We start from the raw sequence: 26660 nt of genomic DNA, 5'->3' as shown, positions 1-26660 counted from the left end.
CGATGAACCGAGCCGCTGTCGCCACCGCGCCCCTGTCCCCTCCCCCTTCGAATGCCGGAGAGCGGGCACGCAGAATCCTGCACGCGCCGGTACTGCCTACGTTACTGAAACTGGCGCTGCCCAATCTGGTGGTGATGCTGGCTCAGGCCCTGGCCAACTTTCTGGAAAGCTACTACGTCGGCCTGATCGGCGTGGACGCCCTGGCCGGGGCGGCACTGGTGTTCCCGCTGGTGATGCTCATGATGATGATGTCCGGCGGCGGCATCGGCGGCGGTATTTCCTCGGCGGTGGCGCGCGCCCTCGGCGCCGGCGATGCCGACAAGGCCAACGCCCTGGCGCTGCACGCGGTGGTCATCACCGGTGTACTGGGTTTGCTCTGTTCAGCGGTGGTGATCGGCTCCGGTCCCGCTCTCTACGCCCTGCTCGGCGGCCGCGGCCAGGCCCTGGACGCGGCCCTTGCCTACTCCAACGCCCTGTTCGCCGGCGTCACCTTTCTGTGGCTGATGAACGGCCTGTCGGCGGTAATGCGCGGCGCCGGCAATATGCTGATGCCGGCGCTGGTGCTCACCGGCGGCGTGTTGCTGTTGCTGGTGCTGTCGCCGCTGCTGATCTTCGGCATCGGTCCACTGCCGGGTATGGGCATTACCGGCGCTGGTCTGGCGCTGGCCGCCTATTATCTGATCGCCACGGCGATTCTGGCGGTGGCCCTGATGCGCGGCCATGGCGGCGTCCGGTTGGACTTGCGGGCACCGCTGCGCAAAACCCTGTTCGCGGAGATCCTCGGCGTCGGCCTGTGGTCCGCCCTGAACACCGTGTTCTCCAATTTGTCCGTGGTGGTGGCCACCTTCTTCGTCGCCCGCACCGGGATGACGGCGCTGGCCGGCTTCGGCCTGGGTATTCGTATCGAATACCTGCAGATCCCGCTCAGCTTCGGTTTCGGCACCGCCCTGGTGGCCATGGTCGGCATGAACATGGGCGCTGGCCAGATCCAGCGCGCCCGTCGCATCGCCTGGATCGGCGCCGCCCTCACCGCCGCCACCACCGGCACCGTGGGCCTGCTCGCCGCCGCCTTTCCCACCGCCTGGCTCGGCCTGTTCACCGACGATGCCGAGGCGATCGCCACCGGCGCCATTTACCTGCGCACGGTGGCGCCGGTGTATGGCTTCTTCGGCGTCGGCATGGCGCTGTACTTCGCTTCCCAAGGCGTCGGCCGTATGCAGTGGCCGATCGCCGCCAGTCTGACCCGCCTTGCTGTTCTTGGCATCGGCGGCACTCTGATGACGACACTGTTTCCCGGCGATCTGGTGGCCCTGTGCGCGGTGATGGCCGCCTCCCTGGTGGCACTGGCGGCGGTCAACAGTATTCCCTGGCTGATCAGGAGATAATCATGAAAGCCGTTATCGCGGGCTACGCCCGTTCCCCGTTCCACTTCGCCCGCAAAGGGGCGCTCGCCGAAGTACGCCCGGATGATCTCGCCGCCCAGGTGGTGAAGGGATTGCTCGCCCGTACCGATCTGGATCCGTCGCAGCTGGAGGACGTGATTCTTGGCTGCGCCTACCCGGAGGCCGCCCAGGGCAACAACATGGCGCGCATCGTCGGGCTGTTGTCAGGCCTGCCCCGGGAGGTCGGCGGCATGACCATCAACCGCTTTTGCGGCTCGTCCATGTCCGCAATCCATATTGCCGCCGCCCAGATCGAGGCGGGCATCGGTGACGCTTACCTGTGCGTGGGCGTGGAAAGCATGTCCATGGTGCCCCAGGGCGGTTTCAACTTCTCCCCCAACCCCTGGTTGCGGGAACATACCGACGCTTACGTGTCCATGGGACGCACCGCCGAGAACGTGGCGCAACGCTATGAAATCCACCGGCCCGAGCAGGAAGAACTGGCTCTGGTCTCCCACCGCAAGGCCGCCGCCGCGCGGGACGGCGGTCTGTTGCGCGATGAAATCATCGCCATCGATACGGGAACGGGCGCGAACCGGATCGAAGACGACGGCTGCATCCGTCCCGGCACCTCTCTGGAAGCTCTGGCGAAACTGCCGCCGGCGTTTGATGAAAACGGCGTGGTCACCGCCGGCACCTCTTCACCGCTCACCGATGGCGCCAGTGCCGTGCTGGTCACCAGCGATGACTTCGCCCAGCGCCACAATCTGCCGGCCAGCGCCCGGATCCGCGCCGTGGCCACCGCCGGTTGCGACCCGACGGTGATGGGGCTAGGTCCGATTCCCGCCACCCGCAAGGCACTGCAACGGGCCGGTCTCAGTGTGGAGCAACTGGACGTGGTGGAAATCAACGAAGCGTTCTCCTCCCAGGCCCTGGCCTGCATCCGCGATCTGGGACTGAACCCGGATACCGTGAACCTGGACGGCGGCGCGCTCGCTCTTGGCCACCCCCTGGGCGCCACCGGCGCGCGCATCACCGGCAAAGCCGCCACCCTGCTGCGGCGGGAAAAGGCCCGCTACGCCCTTGCCACCCAATGCATCGGCGGCGGCCAGGGCATCGCCACCATCCTGGAGGCCCTGTAACAGCCCGTTCGCGGGCGCCCACCTTTTCGTCCGTTACTCCGACGACCCGGCGTCCCTGGCGTTCCCACTACGCGCCAGAGACAACGCCACGGTGATGGCTCCGCCATCGTCCTCTCCACGGCCGTGGCACCGGGGTCGCCGGGGGCTTTTTATGGCGGCCATCTTTAAGGTCTTTGGAGCCTCCATTCAGACATTGCTACAAGGCCGCTGTGGGAGCTTGTCCGGGCGGCGGGCCGCTGCAAGCGAATGGGTCACGCTGGAGGGCCGGCCGTATTCGCCAGCAGGCTGGCTCCCACAGCGGTTCTGTAGCGCCGTGCAGAGGGAACCCCAAGCCCCCAAGCCAGATTTTGCGTCAACTCCTTTGCCTCATTATTAATCGCGTTTTAATATAAGCTTATATCAATACATTTATTGTGGGCTTTTTCGGTCAGGACCTTCGCTCTGACCGCACGCCAGGGAGTTCCGTCATGCCAGCTTCACTTGCCAGCAAGCGGGCGCTACGCCTCAGCTTGATCCCCTTTCTGTTTGTTTCAGCCCTCGCGGCTCGCGGCGCCGACTCCGGAGAAACCCTGGCCCGTCAGGGCGCCAGCGGCGCGCCACCCTGCGTCACCTGCCACGGCACCGATGGCCGCGGCAACGCGGCCGGCGGCTTCCCTTCCCTGGCCGGCCTCAGTGCCGACTATCAGGCCAAGCAACTGCATGACTTCGCCAGCGGCAAGCGCGCCAATCCGATCATGGCGCCGATCGCCAAGGCGCTCAGCGACGAGCAGATCCAGGCAGTGGCGGAGTACTACGCCGGCCTCGATGCCGGCTCCGGTCAAACCGATCAGCAAAGCAGCGACAAGGCCGCTGCCTTGCCAGGGCGCGATTGGGTGGTGAATGGACACTGGCAGGCCAATCAGCCCGCCTGCGTCGCCTGTCATGGTGACGGTGCCCGTGGGGTGGGCAACCACTTCCCGGCGCTGGCCGGGCAACATGCCGGTTATCTGGAAGCCCAGCTCAAGGCCTGGCAAAGCGGGCAACGCAAAAACGACGCCGGCGGGCTGATGGCAGCGGTGGCAAACGCCATGACCGAGCAACAAATCAAGGAAGTCGCCGCCTATCTCGCCGCCCTGCCCACCACTGGAGAGATCCCGGAGCATGCCCGGCCGGATCCGGCACCCCGTGTCGCCGACGCCCTCAACAATTACTTCCAGCCGCCGCTGTTGGAGGATCTACCCGATAACGAATTCGGTGCCTCGGTGCGTCGCGGCGCGGATATTTTCCGCCACACCAGCACCGATGCCGAAGCCGGCCGCTACGTGGGCAATAGCCAGAGCTGCGTCAACTGCCACATGAACAACGGCCGCCAGGCCAACGCCGCACCAATGTGGGCGGCCTGGGGACAGTACCCGGCCTGGCGCGGCAAGAACCAAAAGGTGAACACCATGGCGGAACGCCTTCAGGGTTGCTTCACCTATTCGCAAAACGCCCAGGCCTCCGAGGCGGGACAGGCGCCGGCGGCGGACAGTCAGGTCATTGTTGATCTGATGAGTTTCATGTTCTGGCAATCCAAGAGCACCCCCACCGGGGAAGCTCTGCCGGGCCGGGGCTATCCGGAACTGGACAAGCCGGCGCAGCCGTTCTCACCGGAACGGGGGGCCGGCTTGTACGCGGAGCATTGCGCGCTGTGTCACGGCGACGACGGCCAGGGCACCGCTTTGGCGAAACGCCGCTACCAATTCCCGCCGCTGTGGGGAGATCAGGCCTTCAATTGGGGGGCCGGCATGCACAGGGTCAACACCGCCGCCGCCTTTATCCAGGCCAACATGCCCTTGGGCAAACCGGGCAGTCTGTCGGTACAGCAGGCCTGGGATCTGGCCGCGTTCATCACCAGCCAGCCACGGCCACAGGACCCGCGCTTCAAAGGGGATCTCGACGCCACCATTAAAGACTTCCACGGCAACCGGGCCATGGATTACTACGGTAAAACCGTGAACGGCTATCACCTGGGCGCGCCGGGAACCCTGGAGCAATGGCGCAAGGAGAGGACCACCGGCCGCTAGCCGTGATCGTCGAAGCTGCCGTGGCGCCCTGCTCCCCGGGCGAAGCGTTGCGCCCCGGCGATGGCTTCGGCGAATACCACCGGATAGCCGCCGGCGCCTTCACGGCGCAGGGCTTCCGTCAGATCGTGATCCCACTGCTGATAGGTGGAAAGGCGGTCCGCGCGCAGGCACCGTTGCGGGAACGCGGCGATCTCCCTGGCCAGGGCCTGGGCCTGGACCAGGGCGTCGCCGTCCGCCACCACCCGGTTGGCCAACCCCATGCGCAACGCCTCATCCGCCTGCACCGGGCGACCGGTGAGAATCATGTCCAGTGCCTGCCCCTGGCCGATGATTCGAGCAAGCCGTACGGTACCGCCGTCAATCAGCGGAACCCCCCAGCGGCGGCAGAACACACCGAACACCGCCGAGGCTTCCGCCACGCGCAAGTCGCACAACAGTGACAGCTCCAGGCCGCCCGCCACGGCATAACCTGACACCGCCGCGATCACCGGTTTACTCAGCAGCATGCGCGAGGGACCCATGGGGCCAGGACCGGTGCCTTCGGGTTCCACTTCGTTGCGGCGCTGCTCATCGCCCATGGCGGACAAATCGGCGCCGGCGCAAAAGTTGCCGCCGGCCCCGGCCAGTACCGCCGCATGAACGCTGTCATCCTGTTCGAACGCTTCAAAGGCAGCACGCAGGGCGTCGGCGGTGGGCCGGTCCACGGCATTGCGTTTATCAGGGCGGTTAATGATGATCGTGCGAACCGCACCCTCGGTGTGGGTGATAACCGGCGAATTGGACATGGGTTGTCTCCTGGTTTGAGGTCTGTACGGTTTTGAGGCATGCGCCGCGCGCCATTTGCCGCACCAAAATGCAATTTTTCGAAGCTAGGATATATTTCACTAAATGTCCAACATAGGAAAAATCAGTTACATTGAAGGCATGGAACCGACCGCTTCGGATCTGGTGCTTGATCTGCTATCCACCCACGATGCCCGGGAGCTGTCGATCGCCGCGCTGTGCCGGGCGGGCGAGGCCTGCGGCCTGCGGCCGCAGAACGTGCGGGTGGCGGTGAATCGTTTGCTGCGTCATGGCAAGATCACCAGCCCCGCGCGCGGAATTTACGCGCTCAATCCCCAGGGCAATTCTCTTATCGAGGATGTGCGCAACTGGCTACGCAAGGAGCAACAGGCGGTGGCCTGGGATGGCGGCTGGATCGGTGTCATCGACGCCGCCGTGCCAAGACGGGAAAAAGTCGCCTGGCGCCGTCATGAACGGGCGTTGGCGTTGAGGGGATTTCGTGCCCTGGCGAACAGCGGCCTGTGGCTGCGCCCGGACAACCTGATCGGTGGCGTCGCGACGGTGCGGGAGGATTTGAAACGCTTGGGCCTGGCCCCGGCGGCACGGGTCTTTGGCGTCAGTGCGTTATCCGGGCAGGATGAAACGCTGATTCGGGCACAGTGGGATACCCGGGCAATGACCTCGGCCTATGAGACTATCGGCCAACGCTTGAGAACCAGCGAGGCGACCCTGGACACGCTGCCACTGGCACAGGCTGCCCGCGACAGTCTGTTGCTGGGGCGTGCCGCCATTCGCCTGATCATTCATGATCCGCTGCTGCCCGAGGCCCTGATGGGCGGCGATGCACGTCATCGTCTGATCGATCAGGTGCGCGCCTATCAGGTCAGAGCCAAAGCGTTGTGGGCGCGGTTCCTGGAAGACGGCTGATCAACGGCGGGGGAAACCCCGGCAGGACCGCCACTTCCGACACGGCCCCACCGGATTCCTGCTTATCCGCCCCGGCTAGGGCCTGTTCACCCTATTTCCATCGCGCCTGCTGGATGCCCTTTTTTGCCTCCAGCCAGGCGGAGGGCGCGCGGTTTGGTCATTCCAAATGAGCAACCGACAACGACGCGGGAGGTAAAAAGGGCTCCAGCCCTTCGGGTTGCGGCTAAAACGTCACCACTCCGCGTTACTCGTCGTTCATTTGGAATCACCAAACTTCTCTCCTCGTGCCTGGATTGGTGACGTTTTAGCCGCAACAGGCGCGGTGGAAATAGGGTGAACAGGCCCTAGTCACGGAACCACAAATAGTCGTGGGGCTGCTGTTGAGCCGACACCACCACCCGCAGCGCGTCCCGTTCCCCGATAACCGCGTTCTGCAGATAGAGGGCACCGTTGGCGCTGGCGCTAAAGGGTCCACAGGCACCGGCGGTTAGCGCCAGCGAGGCCGGATCACCACTGCCCGCCGTGGTGACACTGCCCTCAAAGGCGCAGTCGCCCGATTGCGCCGACACCAGGCCCTGATCGCTAATGCGCACCGACCATAACGTGCCCTTCTCGTCCACGAACACGTAGTCCCCCGCCAGCGGGTCGTCGGCGATACTTTTCTCATCGCGCTGTAACACGAAGGTGCCGTTGAGGTCTCCCAGTGATAGTTCACCGCGTACCACGGCGGCGTCGGCATCGTCATCGGTAAAATGCACCGGTTCGCCCGCCTTTCCGTCCTGTTCCGCGATGCCGTCAAAACCGGTGTCATCCAGTTGGCCTTCCAGCAGAATCCGGGCGCCATCGGCCTCGTCGTCAAACGCCAACAGCGCGGTGCCATCTTCCTGTACCAGAGCCGTGATCCAGTTGGCGCCGCCGTCGTCGGCAAAGAAAGCGCCTTGATAGAGGCCAGCCAGGGACGCCGGCGTGCCAGCGGGAGAATGATCACCGCTGTTGCCACCACATGCCGTCAGCGACAACGCCAACAACGCAACGCCAAGGGATTTCAATTCGCTCATCGTTCCACCCTCCGGCTCAATCGGTTTCGGCGTCGCCAATACCATGGAGGGTAACCCGGGTCAGCGCCTTGGCGGCCCGGGGACCATTGAAGCTGGCATAGAGCGTGCTGATGCTGATGTACCCTTCACGTTGGGCGATACCTTCCTCACTGATCTCTTCGGCGGGAATGTCCTGACTGGCAAAATCAAACACATAACCGTCCAGGGAAACGGTACCGTCGTCCTGTGGTTGAAGGTCAATGGATAACGTGGAGTGTGGTCCGGCGTCGGTGAACAACAGGCCTTTGGGGGTGCCCGCCGGATAGTTGATGTTGAGCGCGATCCCCGGTGGCAACAACTTGTCCCCTTTGGCGTTATCCTGCAGCTTCTGCACCACGTCCGCCACCAAAGCGGCGGCAGCGGCGTAATTATCGGAACGCACGGAAAGACTGACAGCGATGGCGGGCACTTCTCTTTGCACCGAAGAGACCGCCGCCGCCACGGTACCGGAATGCAACGTGGAGCTGCCCACGTTCTCTCCGGAGTTGATGCCCGACACCACCAGATCCGGCGCCTCCCCCATCAAGCGCAATCCGACATAAGCACTGTCCGCGGGGCTCGCGCTGACGCGCTGGCCCAGTTCCAGAAACGGCATCGGCAAATGATCCACGGTGCCACAATCTTCACCGTTGGAGACCGACACCGCACTGACGCAGTAGCCGCCAGCGGCGGGCTCATCGCCTTTGAGATCCGAGGTCAGCGTTTCGAAACGCACACCGCAATCACCACTGGGCAGCGTCAGCCGCGACCCCTGACCGCTTTGCGGCCCTGCCGGAGCGTACATGGTGATGGTGTGCCCACGGCTTTGCAGTGTCTCGGCCAGGGCGTTGATTCCCGGCGCGGCACAGCCATCATCATTGACCAGCATGATGTTCAGCGCCGCCGCCTGCGTGGACAAGGCCAGAACGCCGATTCCCGTCGCGTATTTCGCCACTGTCCAGCCAGTGATAAAAACACCTGTCTTTTTCATCGTGATCTCTCCCGATCTTGTTGTAATTCGTCTGTGTTATGGAGCTGGTTGTTGAGCACCAAGCAGTAAACGGAAGGCGGTACGGGCATGCGGCATGGCGGTGTCGTGGCCGCTGATGATGTCGCCATAAAGAAAGGACTCGCCGACACGTACGATCAGGTAGGCCAGTTCGGCAAGTGGGATCGGCGACCGCCAGCGGCCGGCGTCGGCCTCGCTTTGCAGCAGGCCGCGAATGACCTCGATGGAGCGCCCCTGAATGATGCTGGACTTGGAGGTCAGAATCCGGATTGCGTATTCGGTGTCCTGGCGGATAAAACGCTGTAGCGGCTCGTTTTCCATGATACGCACCACTACCTGCTCACAGGCCCACGCCAGGTACTCGCCACCTTCACCTTTCGCGTCCTCGATGATCTGATCGAACAGCACCCGATAGAACGACCACAGAACTTCCCCGAGCAACAGGTCCTTGTTACCGACCCAGCGGAACAGCGTCGCCCGATTGACGCCCAGTTCCTCCGCCAGTGATCCCATATTGAGGCGCGAATGTTCGAGCCAGTGTTTGCGGGCGAGCTTGAGCGCATCCAGTGGCGTCGCCTGTACTTTTGCTTCCTGCTGAGTAAGGGCGCGGGTCAGTGGGGTATCGTTATGCATCATTTTTCAAATTTATTCTTTAATGCGTCATTTTTGTGAAATGTCGCATTCATCCTAGAAGTCATTTCCCTCCTCTGTCAATTGCCATCCCCCGTGTTATCGGTAGCGTGCCGTGAGCAAGGGTGTCAGCCGCACTGCCACCATGATGGCAGCAGCGCTCGCACCCTGGGGTGGGAAAAACGGTCGTCGATCAGATGCACCACGCCTTCGTCATCGCCGGTGCGGATCACCCGGCCGGCGGCCTGGACCACTTTGCGCAGCCCCGGATACAGGTAGGTGTAGTCGTAGCCATCACCGAACAACGCCGCCAAACGCGTCTTGAATTGTTCGTTCACCGGATTTATCTGCGGCAGCCCCAGCGTCGCCACGAAAGCGCCAATCAGGCGCCGGCCGGGCAGGTCGATGCCTTCGGCGAAGGCGCCGCCGAGCACCGCGAACCCGATCCCTTCCCCGCCTTCTTCGAAACGATCCAGAAACGCCTGGCGGGCCTCTTCGTCCATGCGTCTTTCCTGGGACCAGACCGGCACGTCCGGATGGGCCCGGCGGAACACTGAGAGCACGCCGTCCAGGTACTCATAGCTACTGAAGAACGCCAGGTAATTGCCACGGCGCTGCTGGAACTGATCACCAACCAACGCGGCGATCGGCGCCAGAGAGGCCTGACGGTCGCGGTAACGGGTGGAGATGCGGTGGCCGATGCGCACCTGTAATTGCTCCGCCCGGAACGGCGACGGCACATCCATCCAAGCGGTGGTGTCCGGCAGCCCGAGCAGATCGGCATAGTAACGGGGCGGGCTGAGCGTGGCGGAAAACAGCACCGCCGCCGAAGCGGTTTCAAAACGCGGCGCCAGCAAGGCCGCCGGCACCACGTTGCGCAAACACAAACACGAACCGGGTCGGCCACGGGACGGTGCACGCCAGTGGCTGTCAAACAGAAAGGCATCACTGTCGAATCGTTCCGCCACCCGGTTGAAATGCAGCGCATCGAAATAGAAACGGATCAGATCGCTGTCCAGAGCTTCCGGTTGTTCTGCCAGGTAATCGGTGATCGCCGCCACGCCCTGCTGCAAGGCGAAAAGAAACCCCTGGGGCGGATCATCATGAACGCGATAGTCGGTGTCGGGCTGGGCCTCCTCGATCTCCTTATTAAGCGCGTTCCAGTGCCGGTGGATGCGCTCGAACGCGCCTTTCAGGGATTTCGGCACCTGTTTTTTCACGCGGCGAAAGGCGATCTGATCCAGTTCGGCGGAATACATGCCACGGGCACGGTCCACCAGGTTGTGGGCTTCGTCCGCCAGCACCGCCACGCGCCACTGGTTTTCCGTGGTGAGCCCGTGCAACAGCGCGGAAAGATCGAAGTAGTAGTTGTAGTCCCCCACCACCACGTCACTCCAACGGGCCATTTCCTGGCTGAGGTAATACGGGCAGACGTCATGCGCCAGGGCCACCTCACGCAATGTCCGCCGATCCAGTATCGGCGACTCGGCAGCCGCCTGCCGGGCCGCGGGCAGACGATCATAAAACCCCGCGGCCAGCGGACAGGATTCCCCATGGCAGGCCTTGTCCGGATGTTCGCAACTTTTTTCCCGGGCGATCATTTCCACCGTACGCAACGGGATCGTGCCGTCATCGGTGAGCGTGCGTACCGCGTCCAGCGCCAGCTTTCGCCCCGGCGTTTTGGCGCTGAGGAAAAACACCTTGTCCAGCGCCTGGCCCGGCGCCGCCTTTAACAGCGGGAACAAGGTCCCCAGGGTCTTGCCGATACCAGTGGGGGCCTGGGCCAACAACGGTCGGCCGGTGCAGGCGCTTTGATACACCGACTCCGCCAGTTCACGCTGGCCGGAACGGAACCGGGCATGCGGAAACGCCAACGCGGTCAAGGCCTGATCCCGCGCCTGACGATGGGCCAGCTCACGGTCCGCCCATTGCAGGAAACGTTCACAGTGTTCATCAAAAAAACGGTTGAGGGACCCCGCCTCGTGGACTTCCCGCAGCGGCGTTTCCTTCTGCTTGACCACATCAAAATAAACCAGCGCCAGTTCCACCTGGTCCAGGCCGCGCTCACGGCACAGCAAAGCGCCGTATATCTTCAACTGTGCCCAATGCAACACTCGATGGTTGGCGGGCTGCCGTTCCAGATCGCCACGAAAGGTTTTGATTTCTTCCAGGCGGTTACGCCGGGGATCGTAACCGTCGGCCCGGCCACGCACATGCAAGTGGCGGTAGTCACCGGCCAAGGGTACTTCCCGTTGATAACTCTCACCGCGACGGCCGGTGACGGTGGTGTGCCCGGCAATGCCCTCCTGAGCGGTGGGCGAAGGGGTGAAACGCAAATCCAGGTCGCCGCTTTTGGCGGTGAATTCCGCCAGGGCGCGCACCGCCACGGTATAGCGGCTCACTCCGTCTCCCGCCAACGCACATGACACACCGCCACCGGAATATCGTGCTGCTGAAAATAGTCGAGCCAGCGCCGCTGATTATCCTGCAGACGATCGCCGGGCCCTTTCACTTCCACCATTCGATAACGGCGCTGTCGCGGCCATAGCTGAATCAGATCCGGTAACCCCGAGCGGTTGGCGCGCGGATCGGCCAGCAGTCGCTCAAAGCAGAGGCGCAGATGCTCGGCGGGAATACAGTCCAATGCCTGAGTCAGCAGGTCCGAATCGAGCGCGTCCCAAAACAGGAACGGCGACAAACGCCCTTGCTTTTCCTCAAAACGTTGCAGGATCACGGTGCGATAGCTGCCATCGTTCAGGCACGCCAGAGCCCGCGCGAACAGATCCCGGCGGCGGCTGACAAAATCGTCCCGATAGAGGTCCGCCGGCCCGCTTTGAAACGGATGGAAAAAGGCGCCTGGCAGGGGCGCGAACAGCGCCTCCCAGCACAGCAGCCCGAACAGACTGTTGATCAGGGTGTTTTCCACGTAATAGACCGGCTCCGAGGCGGTCCGCATATGGTTCCTCGCCGCCAGTTCCACCCACGGATAATAAGGCAGCGTCAGTTCGAACTCATGATACGTCGGCATGGCCCCGGCACGCCGCACCGGATGTCCGAGTTTACGTTGCAGACGGGGCAGCACCCGCTGCACCTGCTGCCACTCCGCTTCGTTGCGGGGCTCCGCCTCCGCAGTCCGGGCCAATTGGTAAGCCTCGACGTAGCGGCCGGTTTTTTCCAGGACCCGCAGCTCACGGGCACGGGCCTCGGCGTAATGGCATCGCTGATACAAAGCCAGGGCAGCCTGTTCCTCGCCGCGCCGCTCCCTCTCCCGCGCCACCTTGAACAACAACTTGTGTCCGCGCTCGCGCAACCACGGATTGTCCGGCAACGCTTCCAGGCGCGGCAGGAGCGCCTGTTCCAACGCCTCCAGATCGCCATCGCCATCGAACTGCTCTCGGCAAGCAGCCAGATCGAGATAGGCATCCACTTCCTCGCGACTCTGAAAGGGACGCGAGGCGCGGGACAAGGTCACAGTTTCATACAGAAAGGTGCCTTGTTCGGCGAGCACGAACTCGGACCAGTCCTGGTGCAGATTGCCGAAGAACATCAGACGCAGGCGATCGCACAGTGGCCGAATGCGCAACTGATAGACCGGCACACCGTCCCAGCCCCACGCCTTCGCGGCACGGGCCTGATCGTCGTCTTCCCGCAGTGCCTCCAGCCAAAGCGTCTTGCGCGCCGACAGCGCCAGGCCTTGCTCCGCCAGACGCTGGCGCAAAGCCGACTTCAACTCATCACGGGTACAGAGGGCAAACAGCGTCTCCAATGTCAGGAGCGGGTCGCCATCAACCCAGCCCGCGCTGATCAGCGGCGCCATGGCGGTAACCGTGTCGCCAACTTCGCGGTAGCCCAGCCGGTCCCGGCGGAAATACTCGCCCTTGCGCATCACCATCCGCGCCAGCAAGGCGCGGCTGGGTTCCGGCAAAGCTCGAAAGGCATCCAGGAATGCCATTTCCTCCGGCGCCAGCAGATCACCATGGCGCTCCCCCACCCAATCCAGCACGGTCTGGAAGTTGCGCAGGTAATAGAGCGGATCAGTGAGATCGGCAGTGAGTGGGCGAGATGTACTGGTCATCCGATTAGCATACCAATGGACAGTATTCGGTACCAACCATTGAGCCCTTCGACGCTGACGAAAGATCGAAATATCAGAACACAGAAAACAGATTATCTCTGTTTTTCATCGAATCATCTGCCCTTTTAATACCCCCATCGCCGCACGGCCCAGCGAGCCCGTGCCATTCTCAACCTTTAAGAGGCTTTCGATCATGACGTTATTGCAACCCGCTCTGCAGACTCGTAGCACCTGGGCACCGCTGCTGCTGCGCGTCCCCGTGGGGATTATTTTCATGGCCCATGGCGCGCAAAAACTGTTCGGCTGGTTTGGTGGCCATGGCCTGGAAGGCACCGGCCAATGGATGTCCTCCATCGGCCTGGAGCCCGGCGTTCTGATGGCTCTGGCGGCGGGTTCGGCTGAGTTCTTCGGCGGCTTGTTGTTACTGATCGGCCTGCTGACACGGCCCGCGGCACTGGCGCTTGCCTTCACCATGGTGATGGCGATTGTCACCGTCCATATCGGCAACGGCCTGTTCATGAGTAACAATGGCTACGAATTCGGTCTCGCCCTGTTAGCGGCTTCGGTCTCGCTGTTGATCTCCGGCGGCGGCAACCTGAGCCTGGACCGGGCCCTCTACCCGGAGGACTGAAACACCCGGTCCTTTGGTCCCATCACTGTTCCGGTGCCGCCCGGCGGTACCGGCATGTTGCTCAGGAACCCTGTCGATTCTGAATCAGCGGACAACACTCCGCGGCCGCCCGGCGTCGCGCTTCCCCGGTCCGTGTCCCGATCCGCTCCGCCGATTGCCGGCGTCCGGTCTTGCGCCCGGCGTGCACGAAGGCGACGACGAACAGCGCCGACAGAATCAGCACGATGGTGGGCGCCGGCGCGCTGTCGATAAAGAAAGACAGATAGACACCACTGAAAGCACCGAACACCGCCACCAGCACCGATAGCAGCAGCATCGCGCCGAAAGTGCGTGTGAGCAGGAAAACGATGGCGCCAGGCGCGATCAGCAGAGCGATGGCGAGAATCACCCCCACCGCCTGCAGCGCCCCGACGATGGTCATCGAGATCAGCGCCAGCAGCCCGTAATGCAGCCAGCCGGTTTTCAGACCCACAGCCCGGGCCTGGGCCGGATCGAACGCGTGCAGTAAAAGATCCTTCCATTTCAACCCGATAACACCGGTGGTAATCAGTGCGATCAGTGCCGCGGCAAGCAAGTCCGGGCCGGCGACACCAAGCAGGTCGCCGAACAGGATGTGATCGAGATGGACTTCCGACTGGATCTTCACATACAGCACCAGCCCCAGCCCGAACATGCCGGCGAATACCACGCCCATCACCGTATCCTGTTTGACCCGGCTGTGGTGATCGAGAAAGCCGGTGCCGACTGCACACAGCATGCCGGCGATGAAAGCGCCCACCGCGTAAGGAATACCGATCAGGTAGGACACCACCACCCCGGGAAACACCGCATGGGACATGGCGTCGCCCATCAGCGACCAACCCTTGAGCACCAGAAAGCAGGACAGCAGCGCCATGGGTACCGCCACCAGCATGGCGACGATCAGGGCATTGACCATGAACTCGAACTGAAACGGCGCCAGCAGCGTATCGATCAACGTCATACCGGCTCCGCGCAGGCCCGTGCCGCCCTTTTGCGCGCGGCCAGCAAACCGTGCTTCGGCGCCAACAGAAACACCAGCAGAAAGATCAACGTCTGCAGCACCACGATCACACCGCCGGTGGCGCCGTCGAGAAAATAACTGGCGTAGGCGCCGGTCAGGCTGGTGAGCGAGCCGATCGCCACGGCGATCATCAACAGCCGGGGAAAGCGGTCGGTGAGCAGATAAGCGGTGGCGCCGGGCGTCACCACCATGCAAATCACCAGAAACGCGCCCACGGTCTGCAACGCCGCCACCGTCGATGCCGACAGCAAGGTGAAGAACAGGATCTTGAGCCGGGTCGGATTCAAGCCGATGGAACGGGCGTGGCTCTCGTCGAAGAACGTCACCATCAGGTCCTTCCATTTGATCAGCAGCACGGCCAGGGAGACCAGGCCGATCAGCGCCAGTTGCAGCGTGTCCACCGGCGTGATGGCGAGAATGTTGCCCAGCACGATGGTCTGGATGTTCACCGAAGTGGGCGACAGGGAAACCATGAACAGCCCCAACCCGAAAAACGCGGAAAAGATCAGGCCGATCACCGCGTCCTCCCGAAGCTTGGTGCGCTGATTGAGAAACAGCATGGCGGCCGCCGCCAAACCACCGGAGAAGAACGCGCCGATAAACATGGGCAGCCCGAACAGGTAGGCCCCCGCCACCCCGGGCACGATGGAATGCGACAAGGCATCCCCGATCAGCGACCAGCCTTTGAGCATCAGGAAACAGGACAGAAACGCGCAGACGCCGCCGACCAGCGCGGATACCCACATGGCATTGACCATGTAGTGGTAACCGAACGGTTCCAGCAGCAAGGCGCTCATAGGTTATCGCCATTCCCTGCCGCGCGGGCCGAGGCCCGGCCGCCCCTGAGAATCAGCGGCCGCTCGTCGTCGGTGAACACGCCAATCGGGATCGGCATGCCGCTGCCTGCCTCATTGACGACGAAGTGCCGCAGCACACCACCAAACGCCTGCTCCAGATTCCGCTGGGTAAACACCTCGCTGGTGGGGCCATGGGCGAGAACGGTGCGCTTGATCAGTATGGTGCGATCACAGAACTCCGGCACACTGCCGAGGTTATGCGTCGAGACCAGCATCACCCGGCCTTCCTCGCGCAGTTCCCGCAGCAACGCCATGATCTGATCCTCGGTTTTCACGTCGACGCCGGTGAACGGCTCGTCGAGCAGAATCACCTGGCCGTCCTGGGCCAGCGCGCGGGCGAGAAACACTCGTTTTTTCTGTCCCCCGGACAGCTCTCCGATCTGCCGTTTGCGGAAGTCGGCCATATTCACCCGTGCCAGGGCCGTCTCCACCGCCTGGTGATCGGCGGCCCGGGCCCGGCGCATCAGCCCCATATGTCCGTAGCGCCCCATCATCACCACGTCTTCCACCAGCACCGGGAAATTCCAGTCCACCTCTTCCGCCTGCGGCACATAGGCCACCAGATTACGCCGCAGGGCTTGCCGGATCGGCATGCCGAGCACGCGAATGTCGCCCCGGGCCAAGCGCACGAAGCCCATGATCGACTTGAACAGCGTGGACTTTCCCGAGCCGTTGACGCCGACCAGCGCCGCGATGGTGCCGCGCGGGATACGGAAGCTGGCGTCGCGCAACGCGGTATGGCCGTTGCGGTAGGTCACCGTGGCATGTTGCACGGCGATCCCCTCTCCGTGCTGGCGGGCGACACATTCGGCAAGGCGGGCGGCAACGGCGTTCATTGAGTCAGACCTTTGGCGATGGTGGCGGCGGTGACCCGCAGCAGATCCAGATAGGTGGGCACCGGGCCGTCCGGGCCGGTGAGGGAATCCACATAGAGCACGCCGCCGTAAGCAGCACCGGTTTCCCGCGCCACCTGACGGGCCGGGGAAGCGGAGACAGTGCTTTCGGAAAACACCACACGGATGTTTTCCGCCCTGACCGTATCAATCACTTTGCGGACCTGCTGGGGCGTGCCTTGCTGGTCCGCGTTGATCGGCCACAGATACCGTTCCTTCAGATCAAAATCACGGGCCAGATAAGAGAACGCGCCCTCGCTGGTCACCAGCCAGCGCCGCGCCTCGGGCACCGCCGCCAGTTCCTGGCGAATCGGCTCGACCAGCGCCCGGATGCGGGCTTTGTATTGCTCGGCGTTGCGCCGGTAGGTATCTGCGTTATCCGGGTCATAACGCACCAGTGCATCACGAATGTTATCCACGTAGATCAACGCCGAAACGGGTGACATCCAGGCATGGGGGTTGGGCTTGCCGCTGTAGGGCCCCTCGCCGATACCCAACGGCTCGATCCCGTCCGACACCACCACCCCGGGCACGTCCCGTAAATGGCGGAAGAAGCGTTCGAACCACGACTCCAGATTCAAGCCGTTCCAGAGGATCAGACGCGCGCCCTGGGCACGTTTGATATCACCGGGGGTAGGCTGATAGTTGTGGATCTCCGCCCCCGGCTTGACGATGGACTCCACGGTGGCGGCCTCTCCGGCCACGTTGCGGGCAATGTCGGCGATCACCGTGAAGGTGGTGACCACCTTGAACTTGTCCCCGGCCATTGCCGGTGTCATCGCCGACAGCATGATCAGCGCCGCGCCGGCCCCCAGAACCAGGACCGGCCGAATCGCCTTGCCAAGCATCACTCACTCCTCCAATGACCCACGCCGGGTCCGTCCGGATCGTCCTCCTATAATGAACGCAATTGAGATTCATTTGCAAACAAGAGTGATCAACAAATAGAAGAGCGGAGGCTCCCCGCAATCCCCGCATCATCATTTACTCGTTATCGGCATTCAGGGTAATAGGAAAGGAAATGACACCAACATCATTGATTAATTGTTCCGCTCCAGTCGCGCCAGCGCCTCACGGATCACGGCGATATCGGTGGGACGCACCACTCTCGCTCGCTCCTCACCATCGCGCAGAAAAATCAGTGTCGGCCACAATTTGACCCGGAACGAGCGGCCCAGCCGCCGGCCCCGGCCGTCTTCCACCCGGATGTGATCAGTATCGGCTTGTTGCAGAACTTCCCGGATCAGCGGTTGCGCGGCACGGCAGTGGCCACACCAAGGCGTGCCGAATTCCAGTACCAGATTTCCCTTGCCGGCATCGATTTCCTGTCGTTCCGGCTCCCGCGCCACAAAGATTTCGTTGTAGCTCATTGCTGATTCTCCTGTTCCAAAGAGGCGCGAAAAGCGTCGACGAAGGCCCGCACCCGGGCCGGAATATAACGCCCTGGCGGATACACCGCGTGGATGCCGCCGTCCGGCAACCGCCAGTCCGCCAGCACCCGCACCAGACGACCAGCCCGGATCTCCGCTTCCGCGGTGGGCTGAGCCATGACCGACAAGCCGGCGCCACGCGCCAGCATTTCCCGCAGGACACCGGTGGCGTTGGTGCGTAACCGGGCCTGCATTTGTACCCTGCATTGCCGTTCGCCTTTGCGAAAGTTCCAGGTCAATGGCGAGCGCAACGGCGTGAAGGCGACCCAGTCATGGTCGCTCAGAGCTTCCGGCGTGGCCGGTGTGCCTCTTTTGCGCAGATACTCCGGCGAGGCCATCAACCATTGCTGAAAGTGGCCCAGCACAGTGGAACGGAGCGTCGAATCCCGTAGCCAACCGAGACGGATCGCCAGATCGATGCCTTCGCGAACCATATCGGTGATCCGGTCGCCGCCGCGTAACTCCACCTGCAATCCCGGGTGCTCGGCACTGAATGCCGCCACCACCGGCGCCAGAGTCTGCATGGCGTAGTCCTCGGGAGCGGAGATCCGCAACTCACCGGTCAAGGTCTGCCGGTCCGCTTCCAGAGTGCCCAGCGCCGCTTCCAGGCCACTCCATAACGGCCGACATTGCTGATAGAACGCCTCGCCGGCCGGGGTCGGCTGCACCTGCCGGGTGGTGCGATGAAACAGGCTCTGGCCCAGGCGCTCCTCAAGACGACGGATCTGCAGGCTGACCCGGGTCTTGGTGCAGCCCAGGCGCTCGGCGGCGGCGGTGAAACTGCCCGCTTCCACCAGGGCGATAAATACCGGCAGGCTGTTGTAGTCGAGATCTTCCACGGCGGCCATGGTCAGCCCCATTGTTATCAATTTAAAAACACTGAATTATTGATTGGGCTGTTTTTCAAATCAATCACCGGTGCCACCATGGCTTTGTTTTCGAGCAATCTCTTCCTCATAAGGAGTTGGTTATGAACATTGCACTGATTGGCGCCAGCGGCTTCATCGGCTCCGCCCTGCTCAACGAGGCCCTGGAAAGGGGCCACCAGGTCACCGCCGTGGTCACTCACCCGGAACGGTTGCCGCAACACGACAATCTGACGCCGGCGAAAGCGGACGTGATGGACAGCGAGGCCCTGGCCAAGGTGCTGGCCGGCCATGACGCCGTGATCAGCGCGTTCAGCGGGCATGCCCAGGACGACGTCTATGGCTACTACATCAAGGGCGTGGAATCGATCCTGCGCGCCCTGGAGAGCGTCGACGCCAAGCGCTTCCTGATCGTCGGCGGGGCCGCGTCACTGGAAGTGGCTCCTGGCAAGCTGCTGTTCGATACGCCGGAGTTTCCGGAGCAGTACAAGGCCACCGCCCAGGGCGCCAAGGCGGCTCTGGAACTGTTGCGCGGCCAGAGCGAACAGACCTGGACCATGCTGTCCCCGGCGGCGGAGATCTTCCCCGGCGAGCGCACCGGACGATTTCAGCTCGGCGGCGACCAGCTGATCACCGATCAGGACGGCAACAGCCGCATTTCGGTGCAGGACTACGCGGTAGCCATGATCGACGAACTGGAAAACCCACAACACCGGGATCAGCGCTTTACCCTGGGCTATGTCTGATCAGATATTGGCGCCACCGTCCATGGCGAACTCCGAGCCGGTCACCGAGCGGGCCTCGGGGCCGGCCAGCCAGGACACCAGCGCCGCCAGATGATCGGGGTCGTTGTAGCGGGGAATCGCCATGAGCGCCCGCTGGCCATCGGCATGGTCGCCGCCCGCGGGGTTCATATCGGTGTCGGTGGACCCCGGATGCACCACGTTGGCGGTGATACCACGCTCACCCAGATCCCGGGCCAGCGCCTTGGTGAAACCGATCAATGCCGCCTTGCTCATGGAGTACAAAGTCAGCCCCGCCCAGGGCACCCGCACCGCCAGGCTGCTGCCCAGATTGATCACCCGTCCGCCCTCCGGCAGCAGGTCCACCGCCGCCCGGGTGGCGACGAACACCGCCTGGGTGTTCACCTCCATGACCCGCTGATAATCCTCCAGGGTCAGTTCGCTGATCGGGCGCATCTCGAAAATGCCGGCGTTGTTGACCAGGATGTCCAGCCCGCCAAGAGCGTCCGCCGCCTCACGCACCGCCGCCGCCAGGGCCGCGCTGTCGCGGTTGTCGGCACGTAACGCCAGGGCCCGCCCGCCTCTGCTTTCGATATCCGCCACCACCGCCTCGGCAGCGGCCGACTGGCTGGTGTAGGTGATCCCCACCCGGGCGCCGTCGGCGGCCAGGCGACGGGCGATGGCGGCCCCGATACCCCGGCTGCCACCGGTCACCAAGGCCACTTTACCGTTCAAATCCGTCATGACTCTCTCCAAATATGTAGTGATCAATACAAATAAAAAATGACGTGCGAAATCGACGCCGTCAAGTTATTTTTTATTGATCGATACATAAAAGGAGTGCCCATGCCACCCCGCGGCAGACCTCGCAACTTCGACCGGGAAACGGTATTGCGCAAGGCGCTGGACGTGTTCTGGCGCAAAGGCTTCGAACACACCTCCATGGCCGACCTCACCGCCGCCATGGGGCTGAACCCTCCCAGCCTGTATGCCGCCTTCGGCAGCAAGGAGGGGTTATTCCGCGAAGTCCTGGAGCTGTACCGGCGGCACGGCGGCAACGGCATCTGGGAAGCGGTGGCGGACAGCGCCAGTGCCCGTGAGGCGGTGGCCCATGTGCTGCGCCGATCGGCACAAGCGTTCAGTCATGAAGACCGTCCGCCGGGCTGTCTGATCGTGCTCGCCGCACCGCAATCGGAGGGCGCCAGCCCGGCCATTTGCGAAATATTGAGGGAGCACCGGACGCGCAACATCAGCGTCCTGCGGGAGCGCTTCGAACGGGCTGTCGCCGACGGTGAACTGGCGCCGGGAACGGATTGCCAGGCCCTGGCGACATACCTGGCCACGCTGCAGCACGGCATGTCGATTCTGGCCCGCGACGGCGCCGACCGCGCCGCTCTAATGAGCGTGGCGGATACCGGTCTGGCTGCCTGGGACGCCCTGGTCAGCCGGCCGCCAGCACCCGCGCCAGATCCGCACTGAAATGGCGCGCCACCTCCGGCTCCAGTCCAGTCACTGTGACGCGCAAAGCGCCGGCGCCGGCGCCAAGACGGAAAGGCCGGTCATCGCGCACCAGCCAACCCCGCCGAGCCAGCGCCGCGGTGACCGGCGCCGCCGGCCCCGGCAGCGGTATCCATAGATTGAGCCCATCGCCGTCCCACGGACACAGCCCCTGGTCCCGCAGGGCTTGTGACAGGGTGTCCCGGCGACGCCGGTAATCGGCGGCAGCTTCCGTCACTCTCGCCATTACCGCCCTGCTCTCCAGGCACGAGGCCACCATATCCTGCAGCAAATGACTGACCCAGGCGGTACCGGAGGCCAGCCGCTGGCCAAACCGGCTGGCGCTGTCCTGATCGCTGACCACCAGCGCCAGTCTCAGATCCGGTCCAAAACACTTTGACACCGAACGCACCAGCGCCCAATGCCGGCTCTGCGGCGACGCCAGTGGCTGATAAGCCGCCCGCGACAACGGGGCGAAGTGATCGTCCTCGATCACCAGCACGTGCGGATATTCGGCCAGCACCTGGCGCAATGCCGCGGCCCGATCCGCGCTGAGGTTGCACCCGGTGGGGTTGTGGGCGCGCGGCGTGCACAAAACGGCACGGGCGCCGCTGGCGAGGGCCTGACGCAAGCCATCCACGGTCATGCCTTCCCCGTCCACCGGGACGCCCATGGGACGCAGGCCCAGTAAACGCAGCGTATGGATGCTGCTGAGGAAACAGGGATCTTCCACCGCCACCGGATCGGCGGGCACCAGATGGGCGGTCAGCAGCCGTTCGATGGCGTCCACCGCTCCGTGGGTCACGGTCAGCACCGGATCTGGACAGGGCACGTCCCGGAACCAGGGCTCCGCCAGGGCCGCCAATCGGGGCGACACTGGTGGCTCACCGTACAGGCGCGGTTGCCCGGACAGCGCCGCCGCCAGGGCGCGCGGGTCCGGCAACCAGCGCGGGTCCGGATTACCGCTGGCGAGATCCATCAACGGCGAGTCCGGTGCCGCGCCTTCCCGTGGGCCCGGTGCCGCTGGCTCTCGAATCAGCGTCCCCAACCGCCCCCGGGTTTCCGCCACGCCAACCACCACCAACCGCTTGTAGGCAGCAGCCACGGTATTGCGGTTCACACCCAGCCGCGCCGCCAGTTCCCGCACCGGCGGCAGCGCCTGGCCCGGTTCCAGGGCACCGCTTCGCACCTCGGCCCGCACGCTGTCGACGATCTCCGCCGCGCTTTGTCCCGTAATCGCCATTTTTTGTCCTATGACAATATAGATTTTGACCTGTGACAATCATAAACTAAGCGCTCTCCAAGTGCCCATCGGAGCCCGGTGATGACACCAGACCCAACCCAAACGCCCCCTTCGCCCTACCCTCCGGCGGCAACGGAGGCGCGGATTCGCGCCAATCTGACCTCGGTGCGCCAGCGCATCGCCGACGCCTGCAACCGGTGCGGCCGGGACCCGGCCACGGTACGCCTGCTGCCGGTGAGCAAGACCGTGGCGGTGGAACGGCTGCGGCTGGCCTACGCCGCCGGTTGCCGGGAACTGGGTGAGAACAAGGTTCAGGAAGCCCGCCATAAACATCAGACGCTGGCGGATCTGACCGATCTGCGCTGGTCGGTGATCGGCCATCTGCAGACCAACAAGGCCCGCTACGTGGCCCGTTTCGCCAGTGAATTCCAGGCCCTGGACAGCATCCGGGTGGCCGAGGCACTGGAACGCCGGTTGCAGCAGGAAGGCCGTGCCCTGGACGTCATGGTGCAGGTGAACACCTCCGGCGAGGACAGCAAATATGGCCTGGCGCCGAATCAGGTGGCGCCATTTCTGAAGGCATTGACGCCGTTCTCCTGCCTGCGGGTCCGAGGCCTGATGACCCTGGCGTTGTGGTCGTCCGACACCGACCGGGTGCGCGCCTGCTTCGTCCGGTTGCGCCAGTTGCGGGACCAACTACGCCAGAGCGCGCCGGACCGGATCGATCTGACGCACTTATCCATGGGCATGTCCGGCGACTTTGAAACCGCCATCGAGGAAGGCGCCACCGTGGTTCGGGTGGGTCAAGCCATCTTCGGCGCGCGTCTCCTGCCCGACAGTCACTACTGGCCGGACGCGGCTTCTTCTCCCACACCGCAAGCGGAGCAAACCCCATGACGATGAACACCGCCGTGGCCCTGCGCCACCTGGCTTTCGAGGATCTCGGCACGCTCGACCCCCTGCTGCGCGAATGGGGTTGGCAAATCCAATACCGGGATGTTGGCGTGGACACCCTCGAGGATTTATTCGATGCCCCGCCTGGCCTGCTGATCGTACTCGGCGGTCCGATCGGCGCTTTCGACGACCGTCTCTATCCGTATCTGCAATCCGAGCTGGCCCTGATCAGCGAACGTCTACTGCGACGGCAGCCGTTGCTCGGCATCTGTCTCGGCGCGCAATTGATGGCCCGGGCCCTGGGCGGCCGGATCAGCGCCATGCCGGAAAAGGAAATCGGTTTCGCGCCCGTTCAACTGACCCGCGTCGGCCTGGCCTCGCCGCTGACCGCTCTGGAAGACGTGCCGGTGTTGCATTGGCACGGCGACCGGATTCAATTACCGGCGGCCGTGTCCAGTCTGGCCACGACGACGCCTTGCCCGACCCAGGCGTTCGCCGTCGGCCACCACGCGCTGGGCCTGCAGTTTCACATCGAAGCGGACCCGGAAAAGCTGGAGCGCTGGCTGATCGGCCACACCCTGGAACTGTCGGGGGCCGGCATTGATCTGGAACAGTTGCGCCGGGACGCCGCGGAACACGGCCACTCTCTGATTCGGGCGGCGCGACGGCTGATGACTCAGTGGCGGGATCAATGGGAGCAAAAACAATGACGCAGTACCGTTTGACCATCCACCATCGGGGCCGGCTTTTGGGGCATTTCGAAACCGATAGCGCCGACGCCAGGGCGGCCATGGAACAGGTGCGAGGCTGCTTCTCCGAAGCCTCCGGCTACCAGCTCACCGTCCAGGTGGCGAACGAGGAATACCGTTTGCTGGAAAGCGGGCCCGACGGTTTGAGGGTTCTCGGCCGCCGGCCCTTGTACCAGCCACTCCCCGGGGAAGCCTGATCAGGTTCCGGTACCGCCCAGCATGGCCAGTAGCCGCTGGCTGAGAAAGCGCCCCACCTCCTCGCTGTCCCCACCGCGGGCGATGAGGTCATCGGCCAGACCATGCATGCTCCAGAACGCGATGACCGCCAGCCGCCGCCAATCCGCCTGTGGCCAGGCGCCGGCTTCGCCGCCGGCGCGCAGAATCGCTTCCACCTGATCCAGCACCTGGTTCAGATCAGGATCGCTGCGGTCATGATAGTGATCGGCGTAGACCAGATCGTGCAACCGAAAGTCCTCGACGCAGATGGACAGGCTGCTCTGGCACCAGGCGCTGAGCCGGCCGCGCCAGTCGTCCTCGGCGCAGGCTGCCATCGCTTCCGACACCCGTTCCAGGAAACGGCGGGCAAAGCGCTCGCGAAGCGCCGGCAGCAAGTCCGTTTTGGTGTTGAAGTAATGGTAGAAAGTGCCCTTGGCGACACCGGCCCGTTCGACGATATCGTCCACCGTGGTGGCCTTCATGCCTTTTTCCAGAAACAACACCTGCGCCGCGCTGACCAATTCATCCAGACGTACTTCCGCGGGCTTCACCTGCCGCTGCCGTTGCTTGGTTTTCAAGGGACTTCCTTCCATTAGCGCATTCCGCGCGAGAGCACCATCGCCCGTCAGTGTATCCGTTCACGCCGGATCGTCCCAGGAAACCGCCTCCGCCGTCCTATGTGTCGCTAATGCGATCATAAAAGCGCTATATTCACTCCACTCGTCGAGTGATACGAACAATGGAGGCGCACCATGGACCGGTTGGAGCTACTCAGGATCTTCGTGCGTGTGGTGGACTGCGGCAACTTCACCCGTGCCGCGGAGACTCTGCCGCTACCACGTTCGTCGGTGTCCGGCGCGATTAAAACGCTGGAACAGCGTGTTGGCGCGCGATTGCTGCATCGCACCACGCGCCAGGTTACCGTCACCGAGGAAGGACATCGTTTCTACGATCGTTGTGTGCGACTGCTTTCCGATTACGAAGAAACCGAGGAGTTATTCCGCCCCGGCAAAGCCCCGGCCGGACGCATCCGCGTCAATGTGCCGGCCCGCATCGGGCGGCTGGTGCTGGCTCCAGCGCTACCGGCCTTTCTTGACCGCTATCCGGATATCAAGGTGGATCTGTGCGTGGCCGACCGCCAGGTGGATCTGGTGCAGGAAGCGGTGGACTGTGTCATCCGCGTCGGTCCGCTGGCCGATTCCTCGTTGATCGCCCGGCCGTTGGGGCAATTGAAACTGATCAATTGCGCCAGCCCGGCGTACCTGCGGCGCCACGGTACACCGCGTACAGTGGAAGAACTGCCGTCGCATCGAGCGGTGCATTATATCGCGCCCAGTCAGGGCCGCCCCGAGCCCTGGGAATATCGGCGCGATGGTGAATACCACCAGGTGGAGATACCCGGTGCCGTGGCGGTGAACAACACCGAGCTGTATATCGCCTGCTGTCGGGCCGGGCTGGGTATGATCCAGGTGCCGGCCTACGACGTTCGCGAGGATCTGGACAACGGCCTGCTTCGCGAGGTGCTGCCCGAGTGGCGGGCGGAGCCCATGGAGATCACCTTGCTGTATCCGCAACGCCTGCATCTGTCGCACCGCTTCCAGGTGTTTTCCCAGTGGCTGGAAACGGTGATCGGCGAACGCCTGCGCCCCGCGCCCCGGCGTTAAGAGTGTTCATCCCGCGCGTACACCACCAGACGCAGATGACGATCCTCGTCCACGATCAGGGTGGTGTGCTGGTAACGCCGGGCCTGTCCATCGCAAAGCAATTCCCGGCTGCCCGTGCACGGCGCCGCAACATCTTGGCAAGGCCACCATTGGCGGAATTCCGGTGAGGCCCGTTCCAATTGCCGAACCAGATCGGTGATGCTGGGATCGGTGGTGGCGCGCACGAAATCACGGCGGAAGCTGGCCAGCATGCGCGGCGCTTGTTCGGCCCAGTTCACGAACACGCCGCGCAGATCCTCGGCGGTGAACAACAGCCACAGCAGATTGCGCTGCCCCGCCGGCCGCTGCTCGAAATCAAACAGGGTCTGGGCCGCCGCGTTCCAGGCCAGCACATCCCAGCGCAAATTGAGCACGTAAGCCGGATGGTGGGGCCAGTCGTCCATTAAACGCCGTACCAGCGGGGGCACCGAGCACCAGGTTTTGCCCGGTTCCACCGGCGGCCGGTTCTGTGCCAGCAAAAACAGATGGCGGCGCTGGGCGCCGTCCAGTTTGAGCACCCGGGCGATGCGTTCCAGTACCGGCGCGGACACGCCGATATCCCGTCCCTGCTCCAGCCAGGTGTACCAGGTCACCCCGACCCCGGCGAGCGTGGCCACTTCCTCGCGGCGCAAGCCGGACGTGCGCCGGCGTCCACTGTCCGCCAGCCCCACCTGCTCCGGGGTGATCGCCTCCCGGCAAGCGCGCAGAAAAGCGGCCAGTTCCCGGCGTGTGCGCTGCAGCCTTGGCGTGGCCATTGGGGGTTACCTCTTGTAATAGGATAAACAGCTAAATTGTAATGCGATAAAAGGCCGCCAGAATACCTCCCC

Annotated in this window: 27 protein-coding genes; 11 read left to right on the top strand and 16 right to left on the bottom strand. The window is 63.6% G+C overall.

Annotated elements, in window-relative coordinates; all coding sequences use genetic code 11:
• Positions 1-2 precede the first annotated feature (2 nt).
• From MA04_RS11285 to MA04_RS11275, 3 genes are all read left to right on the top strand, one after another.
• The gene (locus tag MA04_RS11285; RefSeq protein WP_063141753.1) at positions 3-1385 is read left to right on the top strand and encodes an MATE family efflux transporter; all 1383 of its coding nucleotides are present in this window, start codon (positions 3-5) and stop codon (positions 1383-1385) included.
• 2 nt (positions 1386-1387) lie between these two features.
• The gene (locus tag MA04_RS11280; protein WP_262460509.1) at positions 1388-2524 is read left to right on the top strand and encodes a thiolase family protein; all 1137 of its coding nucleotides are present in this window, start codon (positions 1388-1390) and stop codon (positions 2522-2524) included.
• 467 nt (positions 2525-2991) lie between these two features.
• Positions 2992-4569 (top strand): c-type cytochrome, encoded by a 1578-nt coding sequence (locus MA04_RS11275; RefSeq protein ID WP_080530648.1) that lies wholly within the window; start codon positions 2992-2994, stop codon positions 4567-4569.
• On the opposite strand, the gene MA04_RS11270 is transcribed toward MA04_RS11275, so the two are convergent.
• Entirely contained in the window at positions 4566-5354 is a 789-nt protein-coding gene (locus MA04_RS11270) for a crotonase/enoyl-CoA hydratase family protein (protein ID WP_022995477.1), read from the bottom strand. The genes MA04_RS11275 and MA04_RS11270 overlap by 4 nt on opposite strands.
• A gap of 103 nt (positions 5355-5457) precedes the next feature.
• On the opposite strand from MA04_RS11270, the gene MA04_RS11265 reads away from it, so the two are divergent.
• Entirely contained in the window at positions 5458-6279 is an 822-nt protein-coding gene (locus MA04_RS11265) for a PaaX family transcriptional regulator C-terminal domain-containing protein (protein ID WP_022995476.1), read from the top strand.
• A gap of 344 nt (positions 6280-6623) precedes the next feature.
• On the opposite strand, the gene MA04_RS11260 is transcribed toward MA04_RS11265, so the two are convergent.
• The 5 genes from MA04_RS11260 to MA04_RS11240 form a co-directional block, all read right to left on the bottom strand.
• Positions 6624-7337: a hypothetical protein gene (locus MA04_RS11260; protein ID WP_022995475.1), complete on the bottom strand. Its 714-nt coding sequence runs from the start codon at positions 7335-7337 to the stop codon at positions 6624-6626.
• A gap of 16 nt (positions 7338-7353) precedes the next feature.
• On the bottom strand, positions 7354-8346 hold the full coding sequence (gene surE / locus MA04_RS11255; RefSeq protein ID WP_163126542.1) for a 5'/3'-nucleotidase SurE: 993 nt from the start codon (positions 8344-8346) through the stop codon (positions 7354-7356).
• 36 nt (positions 8347-8382) lie between these two features.
• A complete protein-coding gene (locus MA04_RS11250) occupies positions 8383-9000 on the bottom strand; it encodes a QsdR family transcriptional regulator (RefSeq protein ID WP_163126541.1) in 618 nt (205 codons plus the stop codon).
• Between the two features lie 122 nt (positions 9001-9122).
• A complete protein-coding gene (locus MA04_RS11245) occupies positions 9123-11396 on the bottom strand; it encodes a helicase C-terminal domain-containing protein (RefSeq protein ID WP_262460503.1) in 2274 nt (757 codons plus the stop codon).
• Entirely contained in the window at positions 11393-13069 is a 1677-nt protein-coding gene (locus tag MA04_RS11240; RefSeq protein WP_262460501.1) for a VRR-NUC domain-containing protein, read from the bottom strand. Before MA04_RS11240 ends, MA04_RS11245 begins: the two co-directional genes overlap by 4 nt.
• Positions 13070-13262: 193 nt before the next feature.
• Between MA04_RS11240 and MA04_RS11235 the strand changes: the two genes are divergently transcribed.
• Positions 13263-13700: a DoxX family protein gene (locus MA04_RS11235; protein WP_163126538.1), complete on the top strand. Its 438-nt coding sequence runs from the start codon at positions 13263-13265 to the stop codon at positions 13698-13700.
• A 61-nt stretch (positions 13701-13761) separates the two neighbouring features.
• Here the strand turns inward: MA04_RS11235 and MA04_RS11230 are convergent, their stop codons facing one another.
• The 6 genes from MA04_RS11230 to MA04_RS11205 form a co-directional block, all read right to left on the bottom strand.
• Positions 13762-14682: a metal ABC transporter permease gene (locus tag MA04_RS11230; RefSeq protein ID WP_262460499.1), complete on the bottom strand. Its 921-nt coding sequence runs from the start codon at positions 14680-14682 to the stop codon at positions 13762-13764.
• On the bottom strand, positions 14679-15539 hold the full coding sequence (locus MA04_RS11225) for a metal ABC transporter permease (protein WP_262460497.1): 861 nt from the start codon (positions 15537-15539) through the stop codon (positions 14679-14681). Before MA04_RS11225 ends, MA04_RS11230 begins: the two co-directional genes overlap by 4 nt.
• A complete protein-coding gene (locus MA04_RS11220; protein ID WP_262460496.1) occupies positions 15536-16435 on the bottom strand; it encodes a manganese/iron ABC transporter ATP-binding protein in 900 nt (299 codons plus the stop codon). Before MA04_RS11220 ends, MA04_RS11225 begins: the two co-directional genes overlap by 4 nt.
• Complete coding sequence (locus MA04_RS11215) at positions 16432-17340, bottom strand: metal ABC transporter substrate-binding protein (RefSeq protein ID WP_316252597.1); 909 nt, start codon at positions 17338-17340, stop codon at positions 16432-16434. The genes MA04_RS11220 and MA04_RS11215 overlap by 4 nt, the downstream gene beginning before the upstream one ends.
• Positions 17341-17532: 192 nt before the next feature.
• Positions 17533-17862 carry a thioredoxin family protein gene (locus MA04_RS11210; RefSeq protein ID WP_262460494.1) on the bottom strand — a complete coding sequence of 110 codons (330 nt, stop codon included), beginning with the start codon at positions 17860-17862 and terminating at the stop codon, positions 17533-17535.
• The gene (locus tag MA04_RS11205; protein ID WP_026949037.1) at positions 17859-18770 is read right to left on the bottom strand and encodes a LysR family transcriptional regulator; all 912 of its coding nucleotides are present in this window, start codon (positions 18768-18770) and stop codon (positions 17859-17861) included. The genes MA04_RS11210 and MA04_RS11205 overlap by 4 nt, the downstream gene beginning before the upstream one ends.
• Before the next feature lie 122 nt (positions 18771-18892).
• On the opposite strand from MA04_RS11205, the gene MA04_RS11200 reads away from it, so the two are divergent.
• A complete protein-coding gene (locus tag MA04_RS11200) occupies positions 18893-19534 on the top strand; it encodes an NAD(P)-dependent oxidoreductase (RefSeq protein ID WP_262460491.1) in 642 nt (213 codons plus the stop codon).
• Here MA04_RS11200 and MA04_RS11195 read toward each other — a convergent pair whose 3' ends face one another.
• Positions 19535-20275: an SDR family NAD(P)-dependent oxidoreductase gene (locus tag MA04_RS11195; RefSeq protein WP_262460489.1), complete on the bottom strand. Its 741-nt coding sequence runs from the start codon at positions 20273-20275 to the stop codon at positions 19535-19537.
• A gap of 102 nt (positions 20276-20377) precedes the next feature.
• Between MA04_RS11195 and MA04_RS11190 the strand changes: the two genes are divergently transcribed.
• Positions 20378-21010: a TetR/AcrR family transcriptional regulator gene (locus tag MA04_RS11190; RefSeq protein WP_262460487.1), complete on the top strand. Its 633-nt coding sequence runs from the start codon at positions 20378-20380 to the stop codon at positions 21008-21010.
• Here the strand turns inward: MA04_RS11190 and ptsJ are convergent.
• Entirely contained in the window at positions 20973-22271 is a 1299-nt protein-coding gene (gene ptsJ, locus MA04_RS11185) for a MocR-like B6 salvage transcription factor PtsJ (RefSeq protein ID WP_262460485.1), read from the bottom strand. The two genes, MA04_RS11190 and ptsJ, sit on opposite strands and share 38 nt — an antisense overlap.
• Positions 22272-22352: 81 nt before the next feature.
• Between ptsJ and MA04_RS11180 the strand changes: the two genes are divergently transcribed.
• From MA04_RS11180 to MA04_RS11170, 3 genes are read left to right on the top strand one after another with little or no spacing between them, the layout of a single operon-like run.
• Positions 22353-23168, top strand: coding sequence for a YggS family pyridoxal phosphate-dependent enzyme (locus tag MA04_RS11180; protein WP_262460484.1), 816 nt, complete (start codon positions 22353-22355; stop codon positions 23166-23168).
• On the top strand, positions 23165-23875 hold the full coding sequence (locus MA04_RS11175; protein ID WP_262460483.1) for a glutamine amidotransferase: 711 nt from the start codon (positions 23165-23167) through the stop codon (positions 23873-23875). The genes MA04_RS11180 and MA04_RS11175 overlap by 4 nt, the downstream gene beginning before the upstream one ends.
• On the top strand, positions 23872-24111 hold the full coding sequence (locus tag MA04_RS11170) for a cytoplasmic protein (RefSeq protein WP_262460482.1): 240 nt from the start codon (positions 23872-23874) through the stop codon (positions 24109-24111). The genes MA04_RS11175 and MA04_RS11170 overlap by 4 nt, the downstream gene beginning before the upstream one ends.
• On the opposite strand, the gene MA04_RS11165 is transcribed toward MA04_RS11170, so the two are convergent.
• A complete protein-coding gene (locus MA04_RS11165) occupies positions 24112-24708 on the bottom strand; it encodes a TetR/AcrR family transcriptional regulator (protein ID WP_262460481.1) in 597 nt (198 codons plus the stop codon).
• A gap of 174 nt (positions 24709-24882) precedes the next feature.
• On the opposite strand from MA04_RS11165, the gene MA04_RS11160 reads away from it, so the two are divergent.
• A complete protein-coding gene (locus MA04_RS11160; protein ID WP_262460480.1) occupies positions 24883-25794 on the top strand; it encodes a LysR family transcriptional regulator in 912 nt (303 codons plus the stop codon).
• Here MA04_RS11160 and MA04_RS11155 read toward each other — a convergent pair.
• Positions 25791-26588, bottom strand: a complete 798-nt coding sequence (locus MA04_RS11155; RefSeq protein ID WP_262460478.1) for a helix-turn-helix transcriptional regulator — start codon at positions 26586-26588, stop codon at positions 25791-25793. The two genes, MA04_RS11160 and MA04_RS11155, sit on opposite strands and share 4 nt — an antisense overlap.
• Positions 26589-26660 lie beyond the last annotated feature (72 nt).

This window comes from Alloalcanivorax balearicus MACL04 (genome assembly GCF_025532145.1).
Classification (GTDB): Bacteria; Pseudomonadota; Gammaproteobacteria; order Pseudomonadales; family Alcanivoracaceae; genus Alloalcanivorax; species Alloalcanivorax balearicus.
The sequence above is the reverse complement of the archived record's forward strand: the minus strand, read 5'-3'. Positions and strand labels throughout refer to the sequence as shown.

Bases quoted from the DNA above. Each gene is read 5' to 3' on its own strand.
- MA04_RS11285 (WP_063141753.1), top strand. From the start codon at position 3: ATGAACCGAGCCGCTGTCGCCACCGCGCCCCTGTCCCCTCCCCCTTCG.
- MA04_RS11280 (WP_262460509.1), top strand. From the start codon at position 1,388: ATGAAAGCCGTTATCGCGGGCTACGCCCGTTCCCCGTTCCACTTCGCC.
- MA04_RS11275 (WP_080530648.1), top strand. From the start codon at position 2,992: ATGCCAGCTTCACTTGCCAGCAAGCGGGCGCTACGCCTCAGCTTGATC.
- MA04_RS11270 (WP_022995477.1), bottom strand. From the start codon at position 5,354: ATGTCCAATTCGCCGGTTATCACCCACACCGAGGGTGCGGTTCGCACG.
- MA04_RS11265 (WP_022995476.1), top strand. From the start codon at position 5,458: ATGTCCAACATAGGAAAAATCAGTTACATTGAAGGCATGGAACCGACC.
- MA04_RS11260 (WP_022995475.1), bottom strand. From the start codon at position 7,337: ATGAGCGAATTGAAATCCCTTGGCGTTGCGTTGTTGGCGTTGTCGCTG.
- surE (WP_163126542.1), bottom strand. From the start codon at position 8,346: ATGAAAAAGACAGGTGTTTTTATCACTGGCTGGACAGTGGCGAAATAC.
- MA04_RS11250 (WP_163126541.1), bottom strand. From the start codon at position 9,000: ATGATGCATAACGATACCCCACTGACCCGCGCCCTTACTCAGCAGGAA.
- MA04_RS11240 (WP_262460501.1), bottom strand. From the start codon at position 13,069: ATGACCAGTACATCTCGCCCACTCACTGCCGATCTCACTGATCCGCTC.
- MA04_RS11235 (WP_163126538.1), top strand. From the start codon at position 13,263: ATGACGTTATTGCAACCCGCTCTGCAGACTCGTAGCACCTGGGCACCG.
- MA04_RS11230 (WP_262460499.1), bottom strand. From the start codon at position 14,682: ATGACGTTGATCGATACGCTGCTGGCGCCGTTTCAGTTCGAGTTCATG.
- MA04_RS11225 (WP_262460497.1), bottom strand. From the start codon at position 15,539: ATGAGCGCCTTGCTGCTGGAACCGTTCGGTTACCACTACATGGTCAAT.
- MA04_RS11220 (WP_262460496.1), bottom strand. From the start codon at position 16,435: ATGAACGCCGTTGCCGCCCGCCTTGCCGAATGTGTCGCCCGCCAGCAC.
- MA04_RS11215 (WP_316252597.1), bottom strand. From the start codon at position 17,340: ATGCTTGGCAAGGCGATTCGGCCGGTCCTGGTTCTGGGGGCCGGCGCG.
- MA04_RS11210 (WP_262460494.1), bottom strand. From the start codon at position 17,862: ATGAGCTACAACGAAATCTTTGTGGCGCGGGAGCCGGAACGACAGGAA.
- MA04_RS11205 (WP_026949037.1), bottom strand. From the start codon at position 18,770: ATGGCCGCCGTGGAAGATCTCGACTACAACAGCCTGCCGGTATTTATC.
- MA04_RS11200 (WP_262460491.1), top strand. From the start codon at position 18,893: ATGAACATTGCACTGATTGGCGCCAGCGGCTTCATCGGCTCCGCCCTG.
- MA04_RS11195 (WP_262460489.1), bottom strand. From the start codon at position 20,275: ATGACGGATTTGAACGGTAAAGTGGCCTTGGTGACCGGTGGCAGCCGG.
- MA04_RS11190 (WP_262460487.1), top strand. From the start codon at position 20,378: ATGCCACCCCGCGGCAGACCTCGCAACTTCGACCGGGAAACGGTATTG.
- ptsJ (WP_262460485.1), bottom strand. From the start codon at position 22,271: ATGGCGATTACGGGACAAAGCGCGGCGGAGATCGTCGACAGCGTGCGG.
- MA04_RS11180 (WP_262460484.1), top strand. From the start codon at position 22,353: ATGACACCAGACCCAACCCAAACGCCCCCTTCGCCCTACCCTCCGGCG.
- MA04_RS11175 (WP_262460483.1), top strand. From the start codon at position 23,165: ATGACGATGAACACCGCCGTGGCCCTGCGCCACCTGGCTTTCGAGGAT.
- MA04_RS11170 (WP_262460482.1), top strand. From the start codon at position 23,872: ATGACGCAGTACCGTTTGACCATCCACCATCGGGGCCGGCTTTTGGGG.
- MA04_RS11160 (WP_262460480.1), top strand. From the start codon at position 24,883: ATGGACCGGTTGGAGCTACTCAGGATCTTCGTGCGTGTGGTGGACTGC.
- MA04_RS11155 (WP_262460478.1), bottom strand. From the start codon at position 26,588: ATGGCCACGCCAAGGCTGCAGCGCACACGCCGGGAACTGGCCGCTTTT.